Origin of the sequence: Thermotomaculum hydrothermale (assembly GCF_016592575.1) — a bacterium.
In the GTDB taxonomy this organism is placed as follows: domain Bacteria; phylum Acidobacteriota; class Holophagae; order Thermotomaculales; family Thermotomaculaceae; genus Thermotomaculum; species Thermotomaculum hydrothermale.
Window position 1 is genome coordinate 1,212,295 of sequence record NZ_AP017470.1, and the last position, 19,513, is coordinate 1,231,807.

Sequence of the window (19,513 nt, forward strand, 5' to 3'; positions counted from 1 at the left end):
CATTACCTTGACAAGTTAGCCAATTATTTTAGAATAAAAAAGATTTTAAAAGAGTTTATTATTATGGATAGAAAACTCATTTTTGAAGCTGTAAAAAATGGAGACTTGGAAGCCGTTAAATTACTCATAAATAAAGGTGCTAATGTAAACGAGAAAACTGAAACCGCATTCACTCCCCTGCATATTGCTGCTGAAGAGTGCCATTTTGAGATTGCAAAATTCCTTATTTCAAAAGGTGCAAATATAAATGCAAAAACAATAGGTGGATGGAGAGGGGGACGTACCCCTCTTCACTTTGCAGCAAGGGGAAATTGTGTAAAGATAGCAGATTATCTGTTATCAAAAGGTGTTAAAGTAGATGTAAAGGATGAGGATGGCTTTACACCATTGCACTATTCCGCTTTGTACGGGAATCAAGAAATGGTAGAGTTTCTGATATCAAAGGGAACAGATGTAAACTCTAAAACCAACCTTAATTCAAGTGTTTACTGGACTCCTCTTCACTTTGCAGTTGAAGAGGGACATAAAGAAATTGCACTTATACTTGTTTCACACGGAGCAGATATTTACTCAGCGGATAAAAAAGGCAAAACAGCCCTTGATTATGCAAAAGAAAAGGGATTAACAGATTTGATTGAAAAAATTTTAGAAGCTGTGAAACAAAAATAAAACCACCCTAAATCCCTTCAGCAAATAACCCGATATAATCTTTTACCAAATTACAATCTTGACGATAATTAACATTTTCGGTTATTTTAGTTTAAAACAGGTTTTTCTGGGATTTTAATTTGAGGCATAAAAAAATGGTGGGGTATGAGGGATTCGAACCCCCGACCCACTGATTAAGAGTCAGTTGCTCTACCAACTGAGCTAATACCCCACCGAAAGCGGTCAAGCCGTGTAATAATTTACAACGGCTTGGCCAAAAAGTCAAGAATTATCTTTTCATTTTTAGATACATTTCGCACGCAACTTCAACATAGTCAAGGGTAAAATCTTCCATCTTGTGGAATTCAAGGTATCTGTAAATTTCATCCCTGTGAGGAACAACCTTTTTATTCAAGAATTCAAAGTATTCCTCTGGCTGAGGCAATTTGCCTAAAAGTGCTGTAACTGCTGCAAGCTCTGCAGAACCTAAGTAAACCCTTGCACCATCTCCCATTCTATTGTCAAAGTTCCTCGTTGATGTTGAGAAAACAGTTGATTTTGGTGCAACCCTTGCCTGGTTACCCATGCACAAAGAGCAACCTGGAATTTCAGTTCTTGCACCAACAGCTGAGAATATTGAGTAATAGCCTTCTTTCATAAGCTGTGCCTTATCCATTTTTGATGGAGGTGCAAGCCATACCCTTGTGTGGGTAATATAAGGCTCTCCCTTCCAGATGTGGCCTGCTGCCCTGTAATGGCCTATATTTGTCATACATGAGCCTATGAATACCTCGTCAACCTTATCTCCAGCAACTTCGCTTAAAAGCTTAACATCATCAGGGTCATTTGGGCATGCAACAATAGGCTCTTTTATGTCGGCAAGGTCAATTTCTATTACTGCTGCATACTCTGCGTTTTCATCCCTTTCAAGGAGAACAGGGTTTTCAAGCCATTTTTCAGCCTCTTCAATCCTTCTCTTTAATGTATCAGCATCCTGATAACCTGCTTCAATCATCTTTTTCATTAAAGCTATATTTGATTTAAGGTAATTAATTACACTTTCTTCTGAAAGCTTAATTGTTGCCGCAGCGGCACTTCTCTCTGCTGAAGCATCTGTCAATTCAAAAGCCTGCTCAACTGTTAAATTTGGCAAGCCTTCCATTTCAAGAATTCTTCCGTTGAATATGTTTTTCTTATTCTTCTTTTCAACTGTTAACAAGCCCTGCTTTATTGCATAATAAGGAATTGCGTTAACAACATCCCTCAAGGTAATTCCAGGATTTAATTCTCCTTTAAACTTAACAAGAACAGATTCTGGCATATCAAGTGGCATAAACCCTAATGCACCAGCAAAGGCAACAAGACCACTTCCTGCAGGAAAGGATATTCCCATTGGAAATCTTGTATGTGAGTCACCACCTGTACCAACTGTATCTGGTAACCCAAGCCTGTTAACCCAGGTGTGGATTACACCGTCACCGGGAAGCAGTGAAACACCCTTTCTTTCAACAATAAATTCAGGTAAATTCTGATGCATTTTAACATCAGCAGGCTTTGGATAAGCAGCTGTGTGGCAGAACGACTGCATAAATAACCCACATTGAAATTCAAGACAGGCAAGCTCTTTTAATTCGTCAGCTGTCATTAAACCTGTTGTATCCTGTGAGCCTACGGTTGCCATTTTAGGCTGATAGTAGCCACCTGGAAGAGCTCCGTCAATTCCACAAGCCTTTCCAACAATCTTTTGTGCAAGTGTATATCCTTGCCCTTCTTTTGGTTTTGGGTTATCAAGTTTTATAAAGATTTCAGACTCTCCCAACCCTAAAAACATCCTTGCCTTTTCTGTTAAATCTTTCCCTATAATGAGAGAAAGTCTTCCGCCTGCTCTAAATTCGTCTTTTATTGTTTTTGGTTTTAATTCAAATGTTGTAAGAACCTTTCCGTCTTCTGTTCTTATCTCTCCCTTTTCAGTATCAATTATTACAACATCTCCAGTTTTGAGGTTTGAAACATCACACATAATCGGCAAACCGCCGGAGTCTTCCCATGTATTGAAGAAAATGGGAGCTATGAGCCCACCTATAACAATACCTGCTCTCCTTTTGTTTGGTACATAGGGAATATCATCCCCAATCCACCACATAAGAGAGTTTGTTGCAGACTTTCTTGAAGAACCTGTACCAACAACATCACCAACAAAAGCAACCTTGTATCCCTCTTCTCTGAATTTGTTTATTGTCTCAATTCCATCAGGAAATCTTGTCTCCCCCATTGAGAGAGCGTGCAATGGAATGTCTGGCCTGCTCCACGCATGCTTTGCAGGTGAAAAATCGTCTGTGTTTATCTCTCCATCAACCTTGTAAATCTTTACCTTTATCTCCTTTGGCAATGCCTCTTTTTCTAAAAACCACTCTGCATTTGCCCAGGATTCAATAACAGATTTTGCCCTATCATTCGATTTTGAAAGCTCTGCAACCTTATCAAAGGCAGCGTAAACAAGTATTGTGTGTTTTAAAGCGTCAGCTGCAGCATCTCCAAGTTCGTCATTATTCAACAAATCAATCAAAGGCTGAACATTGTACCCGCCAAGCATTGTACCTAAAAGCCTTACAGCCTCTTCCTTTGAGATAACAGGTGATGAAACCTCTCCCTTTGCAACCCTGTAAAGCCACTCCGCTTTAACCTTTGCTGCAGGGTCAACACCTGGGGCAACCCTGTTTGTAATCAAGTCTTTTAAAAAAGCTGTATCATTATCCCCCGGGTTTTCAAGAAGTTTTGTTAACTCTTCAACCTGTGCAGGATTTAAAGGCAACGGGGGTATTCCCATTTCTTCACGCTCTTTAGCATGTTTTAAATATTCTTCTAACATATTCCCTCCCAGAAACTAATAAATAGTGTACTTTTTGATTATACAGTATGGATATTAATTTATAAAGAAATTTAGGCTGTCAAAGACTTCAGTTATTCTATAAAAGTATCTATCGTTATATCTTTTACGCAATCAGGGATGTCTGAGTTGTCCTCAAGCCTTGTTAAAACCTCATTTCCGTCATCAAGTATTGCAATTGTATTTTCAAATTGTGCTGATAGTTTCTTGTCAGCAGTAACAACAGTCCAGCCATCTTTTAATGTTCTGCAAAACCTTGCCCCCTGATTTAAAATAGGCTCAATTGTAATAACCATTCCAGGCTCAAGTTTAATTCCAGTGTTTGGCCTTCCGTAATGTAAAACCTCTGGGTCTTCGTGCAATTGCCTGCCAACTCCGTGACCAATATATTCCCTTACAACCGAATATCCCATTTTTTCAGCAAATGATTGAATTGCGTGGCCAATATCCCCTAACTTTTTCCCTGGTTTTGCTTGCTCTATTCCAAGAAGCATTGATTTGTACACAGTTCTAACAAGCCTTAAAGCCTCTTTTGAGGTTTTTCCACCAACAACAAATGTTCTTGTTGCATCTCCGTGAAAACCGTTTTTGAATACTCCAACATCAATTGAAATAATGTCTCCCTTTTTCAACTTATACTTTGAAGGAATACCGTGCACAACCTGATTGTTTACAGAGGTGCATAAAGTGTGCCTGTAGCCTCTGTAACCTTTAAAGGAAGGTACAGCCCCGTTCTTTCTGATAAAGTCTTCCGCAATTCTATCTAATTCCCTTGTTGTTATTCCAGGTTCAACATAGTTTTTTAAATAGGCAAATACCATTGCGGTTAATCTGCCTGATTCCCTCATTATGTCTATTTCTTCTTTTGTTTTAAAGCGTATCAAGTCTTTCCTCCAGTTCAATAATTTCAGGGATTCTGTTTAATTTCTCCCTTAAATTTTCCTTTAACACTTCAAGCATATCTGCTTTTAACCTTATTGTAAAGGAAACTCCATTGTTGGAGTATTCCTCTCCGCTAATTTTTACACTCTCAAGCCTCGTAAGGTGGTAAACATAATTTACCTCGTTGAAGTTTACCTCAACATTTACTGTTTTTATATTTTCAAGGTAAACGGTTTTTACAGATTGAAGAACCTTTTTAGCACTTTCGGTGTATGCCTTTATAAGCCCCCCAACTCCCAACTTTGTTCCCCCAAAATACCTTGTTACAACAACAAGGGTATTGTACATTTCTTCTCCTTTAATAGCAGACATTATTGGCTTACCTGCTGTGTTGGAAGGCTCTCCATCATCAGAATACCTTTCAATATCAGGGTAAATCCTGTATGCAAAACAGTTATGGGTTGCATCATAGTAATGCTTTCTTATTTTTTCAAGAGTACTTTCAGCCTCATCCCTTGTTTTTACAGGAATTATAGTTGAAATAAACTTTGAACCTTTTATCGTTAGAGATTCTTTTTTTTCTTCAACAGGAACTTTAATTTTTTCCATTGTACTCTTCTAACTTTTTCTTAATCTTTTCCCCTAAAGTTTCTGAATGTTCAGCAAGGTAATGCATAATCTTTTGCATATCTTCCCAGACCTGTTTTTTTGCTGATGGGTTTCTTAAAAGGTATGATGGGTGAAAGGTTGGCATTACCTTAATTCCTTTGTACTCCCCAAACCTTCCCCTTAACCTTGAAATTGATTCTGTCGTCATTAGAATTGTCTTTGTTGAAATCCTTCCTAAAGTGCATATTACCTTTGGCTTTATCAATTCAATTTGCTTTTCAATAAAATGCCAGCAGGCTGCAATCTCTTCAGGTTCAGGGTCTCTGTTAAACGGCGGCCTGCACTTTACAACATTTGAGATATAAACATCGCTTCTTTCAAGCCCCATTGCGTTGATAATCTTTGTTAACAGTTGCCCTGCCCTTCCAACAAACGGCCTGCCCTGCCTGTCTTCATCTGCACCAGGCCCTTCGCCAATAAACATTAAGTCTGTATGGGGATTGCCCTCTCCCAGCACGCTGTTTTGCCTCTTCTGAGAAAGGGGACAGGCTTTGCAGTTTGCAACCTCTTTAGCCATCTGTTTTAAAACCTCTTCAACGCTTTTTTTCTCTGTATTTACAGGCTTTGAGACGGTTAGCTTTACTCTTGGGATTTCATCAATTCCTATATCTTTTAAAAACTTAAGGTATTCAATAATCTCATTATCCATTAAAAAATTCCTTTATAACTATTTCACCAATCTTTTCAGCAGTTTCTGTTTTTGTCAAAGAAAACTCTTCAGCTCTTCCATCTTTAAAAACAAAATATCCATCTAACTTTCTGTCACCAAAGCCTGAATTTTCCCCAACCTTGTTCGCAACAATCAAGTCTGCATTTTTCCTTTTCAATTTGTCTTTAGCATTTTCAAGCAAATCGTTAGTTTCTGCCGCAAAACCAACAAGAATCTGGTGTTTTTTTGTTTTCCCTAAAGTTTCTAAAATATCAATTGTCTTTTCAAGTTCAAGTGTTAAACTTTGTTTTTTCTTTATTTTGTTGGACGAATAATTTTTTACTTTAAAATCTGAAATTGCAGCAGCCATAACAACAATGTCTGATTCCTCAAATCTAATTGCAACCTCTCTGTACATCTCTTCAACAGTTTTAACCTCAACAACCTTTGCATAAACAGGGTATCTAACAGAATGATTTCCTGTAATAACTGTGACATCAGCCCCTAAAATTGAAAAAACCTTTGCCAGCTGCCTGCCCATTGTACCGCTTGAACGGTTTGTAATAACTCTAACAGAATCAATCGGCTCAACTGTTCCCCCTGAAGTAATTAAAACCTTTTTCCCTGCAAGGGGGTCTATAGGTTCTGGTGCCGGCTCTTCATTCTCAAACATTTTAATCTGCACAGGTTGATTAAATATACTTTTGCCTTTTAAATTTGCGAATAACTCAATGTAATCGGCAATTATTTCAATTGAAGGCAATCTTCCCTTTCCGCTGTATCCGCAGGCAAGGTAACCTGAATCAGGCTCAACAACAAAGCAACCATCCTGCTGCAACCTTAAAAGATTTCTCTCTGTTACAGGGTGTTCAAGCATATTTACATTCATTGAGGGGAAAATCAATGTTTTACCTTTAAATGCAAGGTAACAGGTTGTTAAAAAATCGTCTGCAATTCCATTTGCAAGTTTTCCTATAATGTTTGCAGTTGCAGGAACTATAGCAAAAACCTTTTTATCCTCAACAGCCTTAATGTGAGAGAGAAGCCTTCCCTCTTCAAAGACATCAATGTAAGGCTTATTTCCAGTTATTGCTTCAAAAAGATTCGGGGATAAAAAATTAACGGTGTTTTTTGTTAACACCGTTTCAATATTTTTATAGCCTCTTTTCTGTAATTCCCTTATAACTTCTATAGATTTGTAGCAGGCAATTCCGCTTGATACCCCTATTAGAATGCCTGCTTGATAATCTATAAGTTTCATTAGTTATTCTTCTGTTACTTCAATTTCGTCAACCAGAGAATCAAGGTCTTCAGCTGAGAATCCTTCCTCTTCCTTCTCTCTTTCAATAAGCCTAATTTCAAATTTCCCCTGTTTTAATTCTTCAAGGGCAATAAAGGTTGGTTTGTTAATAGGCGCCTTTGCCTTTGGCTTTGCCCCTTTCCTCAATTGTTCAACCCTCTCTCCGGCAACTAAAATTAACCTGAAAGGATTTTCAAGTACCTTTTTAAGTGTTTCTTCAGCAGTCATTTATTCCTCCGCAAAGTGTTTGTAAATATTTTCTGTATCCACAAGCCTTTTTACCCTGTGTCTTTCAGAAAAAATTATTGATTTTAAAGAAGATAATGCTTCTTCAAGTATATCGTTAACAACAACGTAATCAAAATGCCTTAAATATTTTAACTCATTTCTTGCAGTATTCAATCTTTTTTCTATCTCTTCAATACTGTCTCTTCCTCTACTAATAAGCCTTTTTCTTAATTCCTCAATTGAAGGGGGGATTATAAAAATTGACGTAAAATCCAATTCTTTCTTTTTCATAATCTGGTATGCACCCTGCACATCAATGTCCATAATTACATCTTTGCCTTGTTTAATCCTTGAGTAAACCTGTTTTTTTGAAGTTCCGTAATAAAACTTATCAAACACCTTTGCATACTCAATAAATTCGTTATTTTCTATCATTTTTTTAAACTCTTTTTCAGAGACAAAGAAGTAATCTTTCCCGTTTATTTCTCCCTTTCTCGGCTCTCTCGTTGTGTATGAAATTGAATACTCAAGGTTTTCCACCTGCTCAAGAAGAAGTTTAATCAAAGTGCTCTTTCCGCTTCCAGAGGGGGCAGAGATTATAAAGAGTTCCCCCCTTGTTTTCAGTCTAATTTTCATTTCCAATCCTTTCAATTATTGTTTCTGGCAAATGGGAAGACAAAAACAAAACCCCGTTATCTAAAAGAATAAAACTCCTTGTCGGCTTACCTGAGGTTGCATCAACAAGCAACCCCTCTTTTTTCTTTAACTCTTTTAACTTTCTCATTGGGGAAGAACCCGGCTTCAAAACAGCAACAATTCGTTTTCTATCAACAAAGTTGTCAAATCCAAGTGAAATAAAATCACTCATTTTCACTCCTTACAATCTTTAAGAATTCCTCAATAAGGTTGTCCTCTTTAACCTTTTTAACAAGTTTACCCTTCTTGTATATTGCTGCATACCCTTTACCGCCGCAAATAGCGTAATCAGCTTCCCTTGCCTCTCCAGGACCATTAACCGCACAACCCATAACGGCAATTGTTATTGATTTTTTTATCCCATCAACCTCTTTTTCAATAATTGAGGCAAATTTTTTAATGTCAAACTCTATCCTTCCGCAGGTTGGGCAGGAAACAAACTTTGGAGTGTTGGGAACAAGGTTTAATGCTTTCAAAATATTTCTTCCTACAATTACCTCTTTCACAGGGCTATCTGTTAATGAAACCCTTAAGGTATCCCCTATTCCGTCAAGCAACAGTGCACCAATTCCTATTACTGACTTGTATGTGCCAATATTTTCAGTGCCTGCTTCAGTTACCCCAATGTGCTGGGGATATTCAAATTCTTTTGCAAACATTCTGCAGGCTTCAACAGTTTTCTTTACATCTGAAGATTTTAGTGAAACCTTTATCTCGTAAAAATTGAATTCTTCAAGGAAACCTATGTGCCTTTTTGCACTTTCAACCATTGCCTTTGGGCTATTCCCATACCTCTCAAGCAAATCCTTTTCAAGAGAACCTGAATTAACCCCTATTCTAATTGGTATTCCATAGTGTTTGCAGGCTGCAACAACCTCTTTTATCCTCTGTTTGCTTCCAATATTTCCCGGGTTAATCCTTAAACAGGCAACCCCGTTTTCAGCACACTTTATTGCAAGCCTGTAATCAAAGTGTATGTCCGCAATTATCGGGATTGGGGAAAATTCAACAATTTCCTTAATCCTCTCCGCTGCTTCCATATCCGGCACAGCACATCTGACAATGTCGCACCCTGCCCCAACAATGTCTTTAATCTGCTCACAGGTTGCTTCAACATCCCTTGTATCTGTTTTTGTCATTGTTTGAACGGGGATTGGGTTCCCGCCACCTATGGGAATATTCCCTACATAGATTACCTTTGTCTTTTTATACATTTCCTCACTTCAAGTTAAGGTTTTTGAGAATGTCACTAATAATTACAAGTGTCATTAAGGTTATTAAAAGGAAAAAACCAACAGTTGTAATTCTCTCCTTTAACTTTGCACTTAAATCCTTTCTCCTTATAGCCTCTATCAAGAGTATGAATATATGGCCACCATCAAGCATTGGGATTGGAAGCAAATTAAATATTCCCAACTGTAAAGAGATTAATCCCATTATATAAATAAAATTGGTTAACCCGCTTCTTGCAGCCTGACCTGAAATTCTGGCAATATCAACAGGGCCTGAAATACTCCTTATTGACATCTCTCCCTTTAACAGCTTCCCAATTACGCTAAATGTTAACTCTGTATACTTTTTTGTATCTTTCAATGCAGTAACAAAGGCTTTACCTAAAGGTAATTTAACAATTTTATAGGGCAACTCAATAACCACGCCAATCTTCCTGTTTTCACCCTCTCCCTCTGGCAACACCTTAACAGTTTTTAATTCACCGTTTCTCTCTAACTTTATTTCAAGCTCTCCCTTTGAATGCTTGACCAAATCAATAAACTGTTCAAGGCCTTTTACAATATTTTTCCCATTAACTGAAATTATTTTGTCACCAGGCTTTATTCCAGCCTTCTCTGCAGGGGAATCTGGCATAACCATTCTAACCTGAACCCTTAAAGCTGGGAAAACTCCCAAATAACCTGCCCTATCCTTCCCCTTTTCAACAATCTTTACCTGTTTTTCAATTAAATTACCGTTTCTCTCAATCTTTAAATTAACCGTTCTGTTTGGATTTGTTGCAACAAGAATTAAAAACTGGTCCCAATTTTCAACCTTTTTATCGTCAAAGTAAAGTATTTTATCCCCATACTTTAACTCTGAAACAAAAGCAGGGGATTCATTATCAACCCAGCCAACAACAACAGGCTTGTCTTTCCATACTGGAACTGGCCTGTGTAAAGCATTTACAAAGGTAAAAAGGACTATTGCAAGAATTATGTTTAAGGTTGCCCCCATAACAAGAATTATAAACCTCTGCCATTTTGGTTTGTTGTTAAAGTTTCTTGGGTTATCGTCCTCAGCTTCATCTGGCTCTTCCCCTAACATTGCAACATATCCGCCTAAAGGAACCAATGATAGGCAGTACTCTGTTTCTCCCCATTTTTTGCAGGCAAGTTTCTTCCCAAACCCTATTGAAAAGGTTTTAACATAAACCCCGAAAAGCTTTGCCATTATGAAATGTCCGAATTCGTGTATTGTTACAAGCACCCCAAACATTATTACAACGGCAACTATGTTGCCGATTATTGGCAAGTTAAAAATTCCCACTCTTTACCTCCTCAATACATATATTTTTTACTCTTTCATTAAAATCAATAACATCGCCTATTGTTCTAATAACAGGCCTCTCTATTTTATCAAGCATTCTCTCAATAAATTCAGGAATTTGAAGAAATTTAATCTTTTCATCTAAAAAGTAATTTACGGCAACCTCGTTTGCAGAATTTAAAATAACTCTATCCCCTATGTCCCCTTTACCGCACTTATAGGCAAGCTTAAGAGATTTAAATGTTTCAATATCAGGCTCAAAAAAATCAAGCCTTAAAGCCTTTCCAAAGTCAAAGGAGAAGTCTTCAGTATGCACCCTTTCAGGAAAATACAGGGCATACTGAATTGGAAGCATCATATCTGTTTTTCCCATCTGGCATATAATAGAACCGTCTATAAACTCAACCATTGAGTGCACAACACTTTGAGGGTGAATCCTTACATTGATTTTGTCGTAATCAATTCCAAATAGAAAGTGTGCCTCAATTACCTCAAGCCCTTTGTTCATTAAGGTTGCTGAATCAACTGTAATCTTCTGTCCCATATCCCAGGTTGGATGGTTTAATGTCTGGGCAACAGTTACATTTTTTAACTCCTCAACACCCTTTCCGAAAAAAGGCCCCCCTGATGCTGTAAGGATTAAGGATTTTACCTCATGTTTTTTACCTGCCCTTAAAGATTGATGAATAGCATTGTGCTCGCTATCAACAGGGATTAACTCTGTGTTATACTTTTCGCACTCGCTGTTTACAAATTCCCCGGCAAGCACCATTGACTCTTTGTTTGCCAGAGCAAGCCTTTTTGTATAAGGTATTGATTTAAAGGTTGGAATTAAACCTGCACTGCCAACAATTGCAGATAGAGTTATATCCGATTCAAGGGAAAAGGATTCCTCAAAGGGAATGAAACTTGTTTTAATGCTTAAATTTTCAAGGAAAGTTTTTAACTCCTTTGCCTTTTCACCGTTAAATATTGTTGCAAATTCAGGCTGAAATTCAACTATCTGTTCTTTCAACAAATCAATATTGTTCCCTGCTGCAAGAAGTTTAACTGAAAAATCTTCCCTTTTAAGTTTTAATAATTTTAAACAACTCTTCCCTATTGAACCTGTTGAACCGTATATCTTCAATGTTTTCATATTACTCTACATTAAATAAAGGAAGTAAAAGTAAAGAAGCGGAGAAGATAAAACAAAAGAATCTATTCTGTCTAAAATCCCGCCGTGCCCCGGAATTAAGGTTGCACTGTCTTTGACTCCTGCACACCTTTTCCATAAAGATTCTATCAAATCACCGATTATCCCGCTAACTCCAATTATAATTGTTATTGCTATAACATCGTGCCAGGTAAGCCTTGTAAAAAACCACATCTTTGCAAGCGTTGCACCTAAAAAATTGAAGATTATATTCCCAATTGCCCCCTCAATAGATTTGTTAGGGCTGATATTTGGTGCAAGTTTGTGCTTACCAAACATACTGCCTATCCAGTATGCACCTGAATCTCCAAACCAGATTACAACATAGAGGAGAAACACAAGGTCAGCCCCCAATCCCTCATAAAGCCTGTTGGAGTTTTTCAAGGCAACCTGATAGCCTAATGGAATTCCAAGATACAAAGCCCCTAAAAGAGTATTTGCAACCGATTGTAAAGATTTTTCAGTATCAGGGTCTTTAAAAAAAGCATATATTAACAAGAAAACAAAACCGCCTGATATAACAAACTCAAATGATAGATTTTTCAATACAAAACTTGTGGGAATCAATGCGGCAATTATAAATGCAGGCACTGCATAAAAGTTTGAACCAATGTGTACCGATAGGCTTTTAAACTCCTGAATGCCTAAAAATATAGCAATAATAACGAGAAAATAAAAGTAATAAACAGGCAAATACTTAACGACAACAAAAAAAAGCGGAACAAAAACAATTGTGGAAATTGCTCTTAAAATAAAAGATTTAATATTAAATGCCACCTGTCCCCCCAAATCTTCTTTCTCTTTTTTGATACTCTAAAATTGCTTTTAACATCTCTATTGTATCAAAATCAGGCCATAGAATATCTGTAAAATATAGCTCTGAATAGGCAATCTGCCATAAAAGGAAATTTGAAACCCTTATCTCCCCGCTTGTCCTTATCAACAAATCAGGGTCAGGCAAATCTTTTGTATAGAGATAAGAAGAAAAAAGTTTTTCGTTTAAATCATCAGGCTTTATCCCTGCTTCAATTAGATTTTTTACAGCATTTAAAATATCTGCCCTGCCGCCGTAATTTAAGGCTATATTGAAAATTAAGGATTTATTTTCTCTTGTCTCATCTAAAACCCTATCTATTTCCCTGTTTACAAATAAAGGCAACTTGCTTCTATCTCCAATTATTGACAGTTTTATGTCTTTATCCATTAACTTTTTTTTCTGCAATTTTAAAAATTGAAAGAGAAGAGTCATTAAAACAGAAACCTCGTATTCAGGCCTTATCCAGTTTTCAGTTGAAAAAGCGTAAACTGTAATTACTTTAACCCCTAAATGCAAAGCAGAATCAAGTGCATTTTCAATAGCCTTTGCACCTGCCTTATGCCCCTTTATCCTTGATAAACCCCTTTTCTTTGCCCATCTGCCATTGCCATCCATAATTATTGCAACATGCTCAGGGATTTTGTTTTCATCTATTTCAAGCCACAGCAAGCGTTCTTTCTCTGTTGCATTTGCAGGCGGTTTCATTAAAACTCCCTGTCTATAATAAAATCACAAATCTTTAAAAGTGTCTGTCTATGCTCACTATCCTCAAAGTTGTCTAAAATTTCCATATTTTCTGAAATTAATTTTTTTGCAAAACTAAAGGCTTTTTTCAAATAACCCTTTTTTTCTAAAATGTTTACAAGCCTCTTTTTATCCTTTGCTTCAAAAACCTCGCCTTTTGAATCAAAAACCCTTTTTACAATATCAATTACTTCTTCCTCATTGTTTTCCATTGCAAGAAGAACAGGTAAAGTTGCCTTTCCTTCAGGCAAATCTATCAATTTAGGCTTGCCCAACTTTTTTAAATCAGCCTTAAAATCAAGGCAATCGTCAACAATTTGAAATGCAATTCCCAGTTTTTCTCCAAACTTTTCAGCAAGAGGCAATAAATCATTTCTTTCCGCAACAATTAAAGGAAGGGAACAACATGCTGAAAACAAAACAGCAGTTTTTAATTTTATAATCTCAAAGTAAACCTCTTTTTTAGGGGGAAAGTTAAAGGCGTTGGCATTCTGGAGTAACTCTCCTGTTACAAGAGACTTTGAAACTAAAGCAATCCTTTTTAAAACTTCAATATTCTTTAATTCAACCGCTATATTCATTGCGGTTGCAAACATATAATCACCGTAAAGTACCGTTAATGTGTTATCCCAGATAGAATTATGCGTTTTTTGCCCCCTTCTCATATCTGCATTGTCTATAACATCGTCGTGTACAAGGGTTGAATTGTGCAACAACTCAAGGGTTGCCCCTATCTTTATCCCCTTTTCATCTTCAATTTTTACAATCTTTCCAAAGAGAATTGCAAAGGCAGGCCTCAACATTTTTCCTGTTTTTTTTAAGAGAATGCTCAACAAGAGGGGAAACTTCAGAATACTCAGACTTTAATCTATCGCCAATCAAAGTTTCAACGCTTTTTAATTCCTTTGATATACCTTTTAAAAAATCAACAGCCACAACAACTCCTTTTAGACTAACGATTAATCATTTTATCACAAATATACCATTAATTTTTATTCAAAAATTATCCCTATAGGACAATGGTCTGACCCATAGACTTCAGAGAGTATAAAAGCGTCTTTCACCCTGTCTTTAATATTTTCACTAACAAAAAAGTAATCTATCCTCCAGCCAACATTCCTCTCCCTTGCCCTTGACTTGTAATCCCACCAGGTATAGTTGCCACCCTCTTTATTAAACATTCTAAAGGTATCAACAAATCCAGAAGCAATTAATTTGTCAATCCATTCTCTTTCAACAGGCAAAAAACCAGAGACTTTTTCATTTTCTTTAGGCCTTGCAAGGTCAATCTCTTTGTGTGCTGTGTTAACATCCCCGCAAATAATCACTCCATAGCCTTTATCCTTTAGACTATTCACTATCTCCAGAAACTTGTCATAAAACCTTAACTTAAAATCAAGCCTTTCTTTACTTGCCTTACCGTTCGGGAAATAAACATTAAAAAGAATAAAATCCTTAAAATACGCAGCAATAACCCTTCCCTCAACATCAAACTCTTCAACCCCTAAATCATACTCAACCCTCTCAGGCTGTACTTTTGTAAACAAGGCAACTCCGCTGTACCCCTTTCTTGCCCTTGAAGAAGAATAAAATTGAAAGTAATCAAGGCTTTTAATATCTTTTGGAATTTGCTCTTCAGTTGCCTTTGTCTCCTGAAGACAGAGTACATCAGGATTTTCTTCCTTCACCCATTCAACAAATCCTTTTTTATGTATTGCCCTTATTCCATTTACATTCCATGAAATTAATTTCATATATAACTCCTTATTGTTTTTCCTCTTTTTTATTTTAAATAATTTTTACTTTATTTTAAAGATTTAACCCTTTAACTTTTCCTTCTCAATACTTTTAAGGATTTTTCTAATCTCTTCCACTTGTTTTTTAAATTCTTTCAGCCTCTTTCCCTTTAACTTAGGCGTTGCAATCATTCTCTTTAACAGAGGATTAACCCACTTTCCCCTTGCATCCCTTATCCCAAAGTGAAGGTGTGGCCCATTAACCCTTCCAGTTGCCCCTGTTCTGCCTATAATCTGCCCTGCCTTAACATTTAAGCCCTTTCTAACAAGAATGCGGCTTAAATGAAGGTAATAGGTCTTAATATTCCCAGGATGCTTTATAACAATAAACTTCCCATTGTATTTTGAATAGCCTGTTTGAATAACAACCCCGTTGTAAACTGCAAAAACAGGCTCTCCAACCCTTGCCCTGTAATCCACCCCATTGTGAAAACTCCTTTTCCCTGTCACAGGATGCCTTCTCCAGCCAAATGTTGAAGTTACATGAATTCTCCTTAAAGGATAACGAAATGCAGAGGCAATCAATGCTTTCCCGTCGGCAGAGTAATGCCCGTTGTAAGAAGATTTCTCATCTGCCTCTCTATAGTAAAAAGCCTCTTTCCTGCCTGTCTTCTTTCCGTTGTAACAGGCATACAAAACCTTTTCAGGAAGTACAACCCTTCCATCAAAAACCCTCTCTTCAAGCAATACTTTAAACTTATCTCCCCTTCTTGCAGAAGTTCTAATTGGAACGAAACACTCAATTACATTGTTTACAGTATTCCTGACATTATCACTAACACCTGTTTCTTTCAAAGCATCGTTTAAAGTTGTCTTTAATTCTCCCTCTATCAATTTATACCTTATCTTTGTTGGCAATACTTTTTTAGAATAAATATATTTACCACTTTTGTAATCCCACTCAAGAATATGAAATATAACGGGATTTGGACAATAGATAAACCTTTCAACAACCTTTCCATCCTTTGAGAGTTTAAAGCGAAATTTCTCCCCGGCTTTTAAAAATCGGAAATCAACATAATTTCTCAAAGAGTTAACTATTTTTAAAGCCTGATAGAGTTTAACCCCATCAACAGCCATTATTGAATCTTCAAACCCCTTATATGGAAGAATCTCTCCAAAATACCATAAATCTGCCTGATTGTTTGTTATTGCCTTCAATAGATTTTTGTCGTTTTTAGGTGTGCATCTAAAAAAATCAAACTTCAATGAGGCAAAAAATAAAATCCCCAAAGTAAGGTAAAAAAATAGAAAAAGATAAAAAACAACTCTATATTTATTTTTAAATACAAAATCAATTAATTTATCCATGCCGATAAAAGTTATAGCATAAATTACAGGAAAAATTTAACTTTAATTTTTTTAACTTAACCCCTGCAATCAAAATATCTTGTCTGCAAAAGGAATTTCTGATTAAATTAAATATAAGTTTTTAAAAAGAAAAGGGAGGGGGAATGCCTGTTATTAAATCAAGGATAAACACAAAATCAGAGGAATTTAAAAAGAATTACGAGCATAACAAAAGGCTTATAGAAGATTTAAAGGAAAAATTAGAGTGGGCAAGAAAAGGGGGACCAGAAAAGGCTTTTAAGAGGCTTGAGCAATTAAATAAATTACCGGCAAGAAAGAGGATAGAACTTCTTTTAGACGAAGACTCACCATTTTTAGAACTCTCAACATTGGCAGGATACAACCTTTATCAAGATGAAGTGCCGGCAGGGGGAATAATAACAGGTGTGGGAAGAGTTGAGGGAAGAGAGGTAATGATTGTTGCAAACGACCCAACTGTTAAAGGAGGATGCTATTACCCTATAACCGTAAAAAAACACCTTCGTGCACAGGAAATAGCAGAGCAAAACAACTTACCCTGCATTTACCTTGTTGATTCAGGTGGGGCATTCTTGCCCTTACAGGCTGAGGTTTTCCCTGACAAAGAGCATTTTGGAAGAATCTTTTATAATCAGGCAAGAATGTCTGCAAAGGGAATAACACAGATTTCTGTTGTATTTGGATACTGCACAGCAGGTGGGGCGTATATCCCTGCAATGAGCGACCAGACAGTAATAGTAAAAGGCACCGGTACAATATTCTTAGGGGGGCCACCTCTTGTAAAGGCGGCAACTGGGGAGGATGTATCTGCAGAGGAGTTAGGCGGTGCCGATGTTCACTGCAGGATTAGCGGAGTTGCAGACCACTATGCTGAAAACGAGCACCACGCAATTTTAATTGCAAGGGATATAGTTAAGCATTTAGGAAAAAGAGAAAGGCAAAGCCTCAAACTTGAAACCCCAGAAGACCCTCTGTACCCTGCCGATGAGATTTTAGGGATAATTCCAACTGATTTGAAAAAGAATATGGACGCTTACGAAATAATTGCCCGCCTTGTTGACGGAAGCAGGTTTTTTGAGTTTAAAAAGATGTATGCGCCAACAATAGTTACAGGCTTTGCACACATTTACGGAATACCTGTTGGAATTCTTGCAAATAACGGCGTGTTGTTCTCCGAAAGTGCATTTAAAGCAACGCATTTTATTGAGTTATGCTGCACAGAAAACATACCCCTTCTATTTTTGCAAAACATAACAGGCTTTATTGTTGGGAAAAAGTATGAACACCAGGGAATTGCAAAAGACGGAGCAAAAATGGTTATGGCTGTTTCAAACGCAAATGTGCCTAAAATTACCCTTATTATGGGTGGATCATTCGGCGCAGGCAACTACGGGATGTGCGGAAGGGCATACAACCCGAGATTTCTCTTTATGTGGCCAAACGGCAGAATTTCTGTTATGGGGGGAGAACAGGCTGCAAGCGTTCTCTTAACTGTAAAAAGAGAGCAATTAAAGAGGGAAGGAAAAGAACTTACAAAAGAGGAAGAGGAAAAAATAGTCAACCCCATACTTGCAAAGTATGAAAAGGAAGGCCATCCATACTATTCAAGTGCAAGGTTATGGGACGACGGGATACTGAATCCGCTTACAACAAGAGAAGCGTTAGGGCTTGCACTTTCAGCAAGCTTAAATATGCCATTTGCACCGACAAGGTTTGGAGTATTTAGAATGTAAAAAAGTGTTTGAAAAGTTTATTTTTTGTGATAAATTCATTCCAGCGATACACATCACAATTTGGTGTGTTTTCGTTAAGAATTTTTTTTTAGGAGTTTTTTATGTCTCAGAGTATTTATGTTGGTAATCTGCCTTATTCCACAAGGGAAGAAGAGTTAAGGGAAGTTTTTGAAGCACACGGTAATGTTGAAAATGTTAAGATTATCAGAGATAGGGAAACAGGCAGGTCAAGAGGATTTGGTTTTGTTGAAATGTCAACTGAAGAAGAAACAAACGCAGCTATTAACGCTTTAAACGGCTCAGATCTGGGAGGAAGAACCTTAAAGGTTAGCCTTTCAAAACCAAGAGAAAACAGATAAGCAAAATAAAGCAATTAAAAAAATTTGGCGGGAAATATCCCGCCTTTTTTATTTATTGAAAAACCTTGAATAAAAATACTTTCTTTTACTCTCACAATTTTCATCATTCCAAAACCTATTTTAAAAATAAATATTAAACTTTTTTATCTTTTTCCTTGCAATAGGCTTTTTATGTGTTATTGTTAATGAACACGGAACGCACAACTTAGTGGGTTTTAGTGAAAGAAAATTTTTAGGAGTTTATTTTATGTCTCAGAGTATTTATGTTGGCAACCTGCCATACAACACACAGGAAAGCGATTTAAGGGAAGTTTTTGAAGCACACGGTAATGTTGATAATGTTAAGATTATCAGGGATAGGGAAACAGGCAGGTCAAGAGGATTTGGTTTTGTTGAAATGTCAACCGAAGAAGAAACTAACGCTGCTATTACAGCTTTAAACGGTTCTGACCTTGGAGGAAGGAACTTAAAGGTTAGCTTATCTAAACCAAGAAATTATTAAGTTTAAAAATAGACTTAAAAAAGAAAAGGCGGGAAAATTTCCCGCCTTTTTTTATTTGATTTGAAATTATCTTATGTAATTATTGGGCTTACTATTTCAACAAGCTCAATCTCAAAATTCAAATCCTTCCCTGAAAGAGGATGGTTTGCATCAAGAATAACAGTTTCATCCCTCACCTCTGTCAATTCAGCAATAATTGTTCCCCCTGTTGGAGTGTTTAACTGAAACTGCATTCCAACTTGCGGTTCTAAACCTTCAGGCAAATCAGTTTTAGGAACTTCAAGCATAAGCTCATCTCTTTTTTCTCCGTATGCTTCCTGATAAGGGATTTTAATATTTTTCTTTTCCCCAACTTCCATACCTTCAACTGCTTTTTCAAATCCAGGAATAAGTTTCCCTTCTCCAATAACGAATTCTAAAGGTTCTCTTTCATAAGAGGAATCAAACACCTCTCCACTATCAAGAGTTCCTGTATAATGAACCCTTACTTTGTCTCCATTTTGTGCTTTGGTCATAAAAATACTCCTAATTTTTTTAC

The 19,513-nt window shown here is 36.8% G+C and carries 21 protein-coding genes, 1 tRNA gene and 1 pseudogene; 4 read left to right on the top strand and 19 right to left on the bottom strand.

Annotated elements, in window-relative coordinates; all coding sequences use genetic code 11:
- Positions 1–63: 63 nt before the first annotated feature.
- Positions 64–669: an ankyrin repeat domain-containing protein gene (locus tag TTHT_RS05555; RefSeq protein ID WP_201326991.1), complete on the top strand. Its 606-nt coding sequence runs from the start codon at positions 64–66 to the stop codon at positions 667–669.
- A 135-nt stretch (positions 670–804) separates the two neighbouring features.
- Here TTHT_RS05555 and TTHT_RS05560 read toward each other — a convergent pair.
- The 18 genes and pseudogenes from TTHT_RS05560 to TTHT_RS05645 all read right to left on the bottom strand — a co-directional run bounded on the left by TTHT_RS05560 (position 805) and on the right by TTHT_RS05645 (position 16,363).
- Positions 805–880: transfer RNA gene (locus TTHT_RS05560), tRNA-Lys, on the bottom strand.
- 57 nt (positions 881–937) lie between these two features.
- Positions 938–3,517: a bifunctional aconitate hydratase 2/2-methylisocitrate dehydratase gene (acnB, locus tag TTHT_RS05565; RefSeq protein ID WP_201326992.1), complete on the bottom strand. Its 2,580-nt coding sequence runs from the start codon at positions 3,515–3,517 to the stop codon at positions 938–940.
- Positions 3,518–3,672: 155 nt separating this feature from the next.
- A pseudogene (map, locus tag TTHT_RS05570) lies at positions 3,673–4,419 on the bottom strand (type I methionyl aminopeptidase); the annotation flags it as partial.
- Positions 4,406–5,026, bottom strand: a complete 621-nt coding sequence (locus TTHT_RS05575) for an IMPACT family protein (RefSeq protein ID WP_201326993.1) — start codon at positions 5,024–5,026, stop codon at positions 4,406–4,408. The gene TTHT_RS05575 and the pseudogene map, both read right to left, overlap by 14 nt.
- Positions 5,013–5,735, bottom strand: coding sequence for a uracil-DNA glycosylase (locus TTHT_RS05580; protein ID WP_201326994.1), 723 nt, complete (start codon positions 5,733–5,735; stop codon positions 5,013–5,015). Before TTHT_RS05580 ends, TTHT_RS05575 begins: the two co-directional genes overlap by 14 nt.
- Positions 5,728–6,996, bottom strand: coding sequence for a bifunctional phosphopantothenoylcysteine decarboxylase/phosphopantothenate synthase (locus TTHT_RS05585; protein WP_201326995.1), 1,269 nt, complete (start codon positions 6,994–6,996; stop codon positions 5,728–5,730). Before TTHT_RS05585 ends, TTHT_RS05580 begins: the two co-directional genes overlap by 8 nt.
- 3 nt (positions 6,997–6,999) lie before the next feature.
- Positions 7,000–7,263, bottom strand: a complete 264-nt coding sequence (gene rpoZ / locus TTHT_RS05590; protein WP_201326996.1) for a DNA-directed RNA polymerase subunit omega — start codon at positions 7,261–7,263, stop codon at positions 7,000–7,002.
- Complete coding sequence (gene gmk / locus TTHT_RS05595; RefSeq protein WP_201326997.1) at positions 7,264–7,899, bottom strand: guanylate kinase; 636 nt, start codon at positions 7,897–7,899, stop codon at positions 7,264–7,266.
- Positions 7,889–8,131: a DUF370 domain-containing protein gene (locus TTHT_RS05600; RefSeq protein WP_201326998.1), complete on the bottom strand. Its 243-nt coding sequence runs from the start codon at positions 8,129–8,131 to the stop codon at positions 7,889–7,891. Before TTHT_RS05600 ends, gmk begins: the two co-directional genes overlap by 11 nt.
- The gene (gene ispG, locus TTHT_RS05605; RefSeq protein ID WP_201326999.1) at positions 8,124–9,173 is read right to left on the bottom strand and encodes a flavodoxin-dependent (E)-4-hydroxy-3-methylbut-2-enyl-diphosphate synthase; all 1,050 of its coding nucleotides are present in this window, start codon (positions 9,171–9,173) and stop codon (positions 8,124–8,126) included. The genes TTHT_RS05600 and ispG overlap by 8 nt, the downstream gene beginning before the upstream one ends.
- Before the next feature lie 4 nt (positions 9,174–9,177).
- Positions 9,178–10,500, bottom strand: a complete 1,323-nt coding sequence (gene rseP / locus TTHT_RS05610) for an RIP metalloprotease RseP (RefSeq protein ID WP_201327000.1) — start codon at positions 10,498–10,500, stop codon at positions 9,178–9,180.
- Positions 10,487–11,638, bottom strand: coding sequence for a 1-deoxy-D-xylulose-5-phosphate reductoisomerase (dxr, locus tag TTHT_RS05615; RefSeq protein WP_201327001.1), 1,152 nt, complete (start codon positions 11,636–11,638; stop codon positions 10,487–10,489). The genes rseP and dxr overlap by 14 nt, the downstream gene beginning before the upstream one ends.
- Positions 11,639–11,644: 6 nt before the next feature.
- On the bottom strand, positions 11,645–12,472 hold the full coding sequence (locus TTHT_RS05620; protein ID WP_201327002.1) for a phosphatidate cytidylyltransferase: 828 nt from the start codon (positions 12,470–12,472) through the stop codon (positions 11,645–11,647).
- Positions 12,462–13,217, bottom strand: a complete 756-nt coding sequence (locus tag TTHT_RS05625; protein ID WP_201327003.1) for an isoprenyl transferase — start codon at positions 13,215–13,217, stop codon at positions 12,462–12,464. The genes TTHT_RS05620 and TTHT_RS05625 overlap by 11 nt, the downstream gene beginning before the upstream one ends.
- Positions 13,217–14,059 carry a polyprenyl synthetase family protein gene (locus TTHT_RS05630; RefSeq protein WP_201327004.1) on the bottom strand — a complete coding sequence of 281 codons (843 nt, stop codon included), beginning with the start codon at positions 14,057–14,059 and terminating at the stop codon, positions 13,217–13,219. The genes TTHT_RS05625 and TTHT_RS05630 overlap by 1 nt, the downstream gene beginning before the upstream one ends.
- Positions 14,010–14,192 (bottom strand): hypothetical protein, encoded by a 183-nt coding sequence (locus TTHT_RS05635; RefSeq protein WP_201327005.1) that lies wholly within the window; start codon positions 14,190–14,192, stop codon positions 14,010–14,012. Before TTHT_RS05635 ends, TTHT_RS05630 begins: the two co-directional genes overlap by 50 nt.
- Positions 14,193–14,248: 56 nt before the next feature.
- Positions 14,249–15,010, bottom strand: coding sequence for an exodeoxyribonuclease III (xth, locus tag TTHT_RS05640; protein WP_201327006.1), 762 nt, complete (start codon positions 15,008–15,010; stop codon positions 14,249–14,251).
- A 63-nt stretch (positions 15,011–15,073) separates the two neighbouring features.
- A complete protein-coding gene (locus TTHT_RS05645; protein ID WP_201327007.1) occupies positions 15,074–16,363 on the bottom strand; it encodes a M23 family metallopeptidase in 1,290 nt (429 codons plus the stop codon).
- Positions 16,364–16,506: 143 nt separating this feature from the next.
- On the opposite strand from TTHT_RS05645, the gene TTHT_RS05650 reads away from it, so the two are divergent.
- The 3 genes from TTHT_RS05650 to TTHT_RS05660 all read left to right on the top strand — a co-directional run bounded on the left by TTHT_RS05650 (position 16,507) and on the right by TTHT_RS05660 (position 18,975).
- Positions 16,507–18,114 carry a carboxyl transferase domain-containing protein gene (locus TTHT_RS05650; protein ID WP_201327008.1) on the top strand — a complete coding sequence of 536 codons (1,608 nt, stop codon included), beginning with the start codon at positions 16,507–16,509 and terminating at the stop codon, positions 18,112–18,114.
- Between the two features lie 101 nt (positions 18,115–18,215).
- Complete coding sequence (locus TTHT_RS05655) at positions 18,216–18,473, top strand: RNA recognition motif domain-containing protein (RefSeq protein WP_201327009.1); 258 nt, start codon at positions 18,216–18,218, stop codon at positions 18,471–18,473.
- 247 nt (positions 18,474–18,720) lie between these two features.
- A complete protein-coding gene (locus TTHT_RS05660) occupies positions 18,721–18,975 on the top strand; it encodes an RNA recognition motif domain-containing protein (RefSeq protein ID WP_201327010.1) in 255 nt (84 codons plus the stop codon).
- A 71-nt stretch (positions 18,976–19,046) separates the two neighbouring features.
- Here the strand turns inward: TTHT_RS05660 and TTHT_RS05665 are convergent, their stop codons facing one another.
- The gene (locus TTHT_RS05665) at positions 19,047–19,490 is read right to left on the bottom strand and encodes an FKBP-type peptidyl-prolyl cis-trans isomerase (protein WP_201327011.1); all 444 of its coding nucleotides are present in this window, start codon (positions 19,488–19,490) and stop codon (positions 19,047–19,049) included.
- Positions 19,491–19,513: the final 23 nt, after the last annotated feature.

Bases quoted from the DNA above. Each gene is read 5' to 3' on its own strand.
- gmk (WP_201326997.1), bottom strand. From the start codon at position 7,899: ATGAAAATTAGACTGAAAACAAGGGGGGAACTCTTTATAATCTCTGCC.
- ispG (WP_201326999.1), bottom strand. From the start codon at position 9,173: ATGTATAAAAAGACAAAGGTAATCTATGTAGGGAATATTCCCATAGGT.
- TTHT_RS05630 (WP_201327004.1), bottom strand. From the start codon at position 14,059: ATGTTGAGGCCTGCCTTTGCAATTCTCTTTGGAAAGATTGTAAAAATT.
- TTHT_RS05665 (WP_201327011.1), bottom strand. From the start codon at position 19,490: ATGACCAAAGCACAAAATGGAGACAAAGTAAGGGTTCATTATACAGGA.
- xth (WP_201327006.1), bottom strand. From the start codon at position 15,010: ATGAAATTAATTTCATGGAATGTAAATGGAATAAGGGCAATACATAAA.
- TTHT_RS05625 (WP_201327003.1), bottom strand. From the start codon at position 13,217: ATGAAACCGCCTGCAAATGCAACAGAGAAAGAACGCTTGCTGTGGCTT.
- TTHT_RS05600 (WP_201326998.1), bottom strand. From the start codon at position 8,131: ATGAGTGATTTTATTTCACTTGGATTTGACAACTTTGTTGATAGAAAA.
- rpoZ (WP_201326996.1), bottom strand. From the start codon at position 7,263: ATGACTGCTGAAGAAACACTTAAAAAGGTACTTGAAAATCCTTTCAGG.
- TTHT_RS05585 (WP_201326995.1), bottom strand. From the start codon at position 6,996: ATGAAACTTATAGATTATCAAGCAGGCATTCTAATAGGGGTATCAAGC.
- TTHT_RS05555 (WP_201326991.1), top strand. From the start codon at position 64: ATGGATAGAAAACTCATTTTTGAAGCTGTAAAAAATGGAGACTTGGAA.
- TTHT_RS05645 (WP_201327007.1), bottom strand. From the start codon at position 16,363: ATGGATAAATTAATTGATTTTGTATTTAAAAATAAATATAGAGTTGTT.
- TTHT_RS05575 (WP_201326993.1), bottom strand. From the start codon at position 5,026: ATGGAAAAAATTAAAGTTCCTGTTGAAGAAAAAAAAGAATCTCTAACG.
- dxr (WP_201327001.1), bottom strand. From the start codon at position 11,638: ATGAAAACATTGAAGATATACGGTTCAACAGGTTCAATAGGGAAGAGT.
- TTHT_RS05650 (WP_201327008.1), top strand. From the start codon at position 16,507: ATGCCTGTTATTAAATCAAGGATAAACACAAAATCAGAGGAATTTAAA.
- TTHT_RS05580 (WP_201326994.1), bottom strand. From the start codon at position 5,735: ATGGATAATGAGATTATTGAATACCTTAAGTTTTTAAAAGATATAGGA.
- acnB (WP_201326992.1), bottom strand. From the start codon at position 3,517: ATGTTAGAAGAATATTTAAAACATGCTAAAGAGCGTGAAGAAATGGGA.
- TTHT_RS05660 (WP_201327010.1), top strand. From the start codon at position 18,721: ATGTCTCAGAGTATTTATGTTGGCAACCTGCCATACAACACACAGGAA.
- TTHT_RS05655 (WP_201327009.1), top strand. From the start codon at position 18,216: ATGTCTCAGAGTATTTATGTTGGTAATCTGCCTTATTCCACAAGGGAA.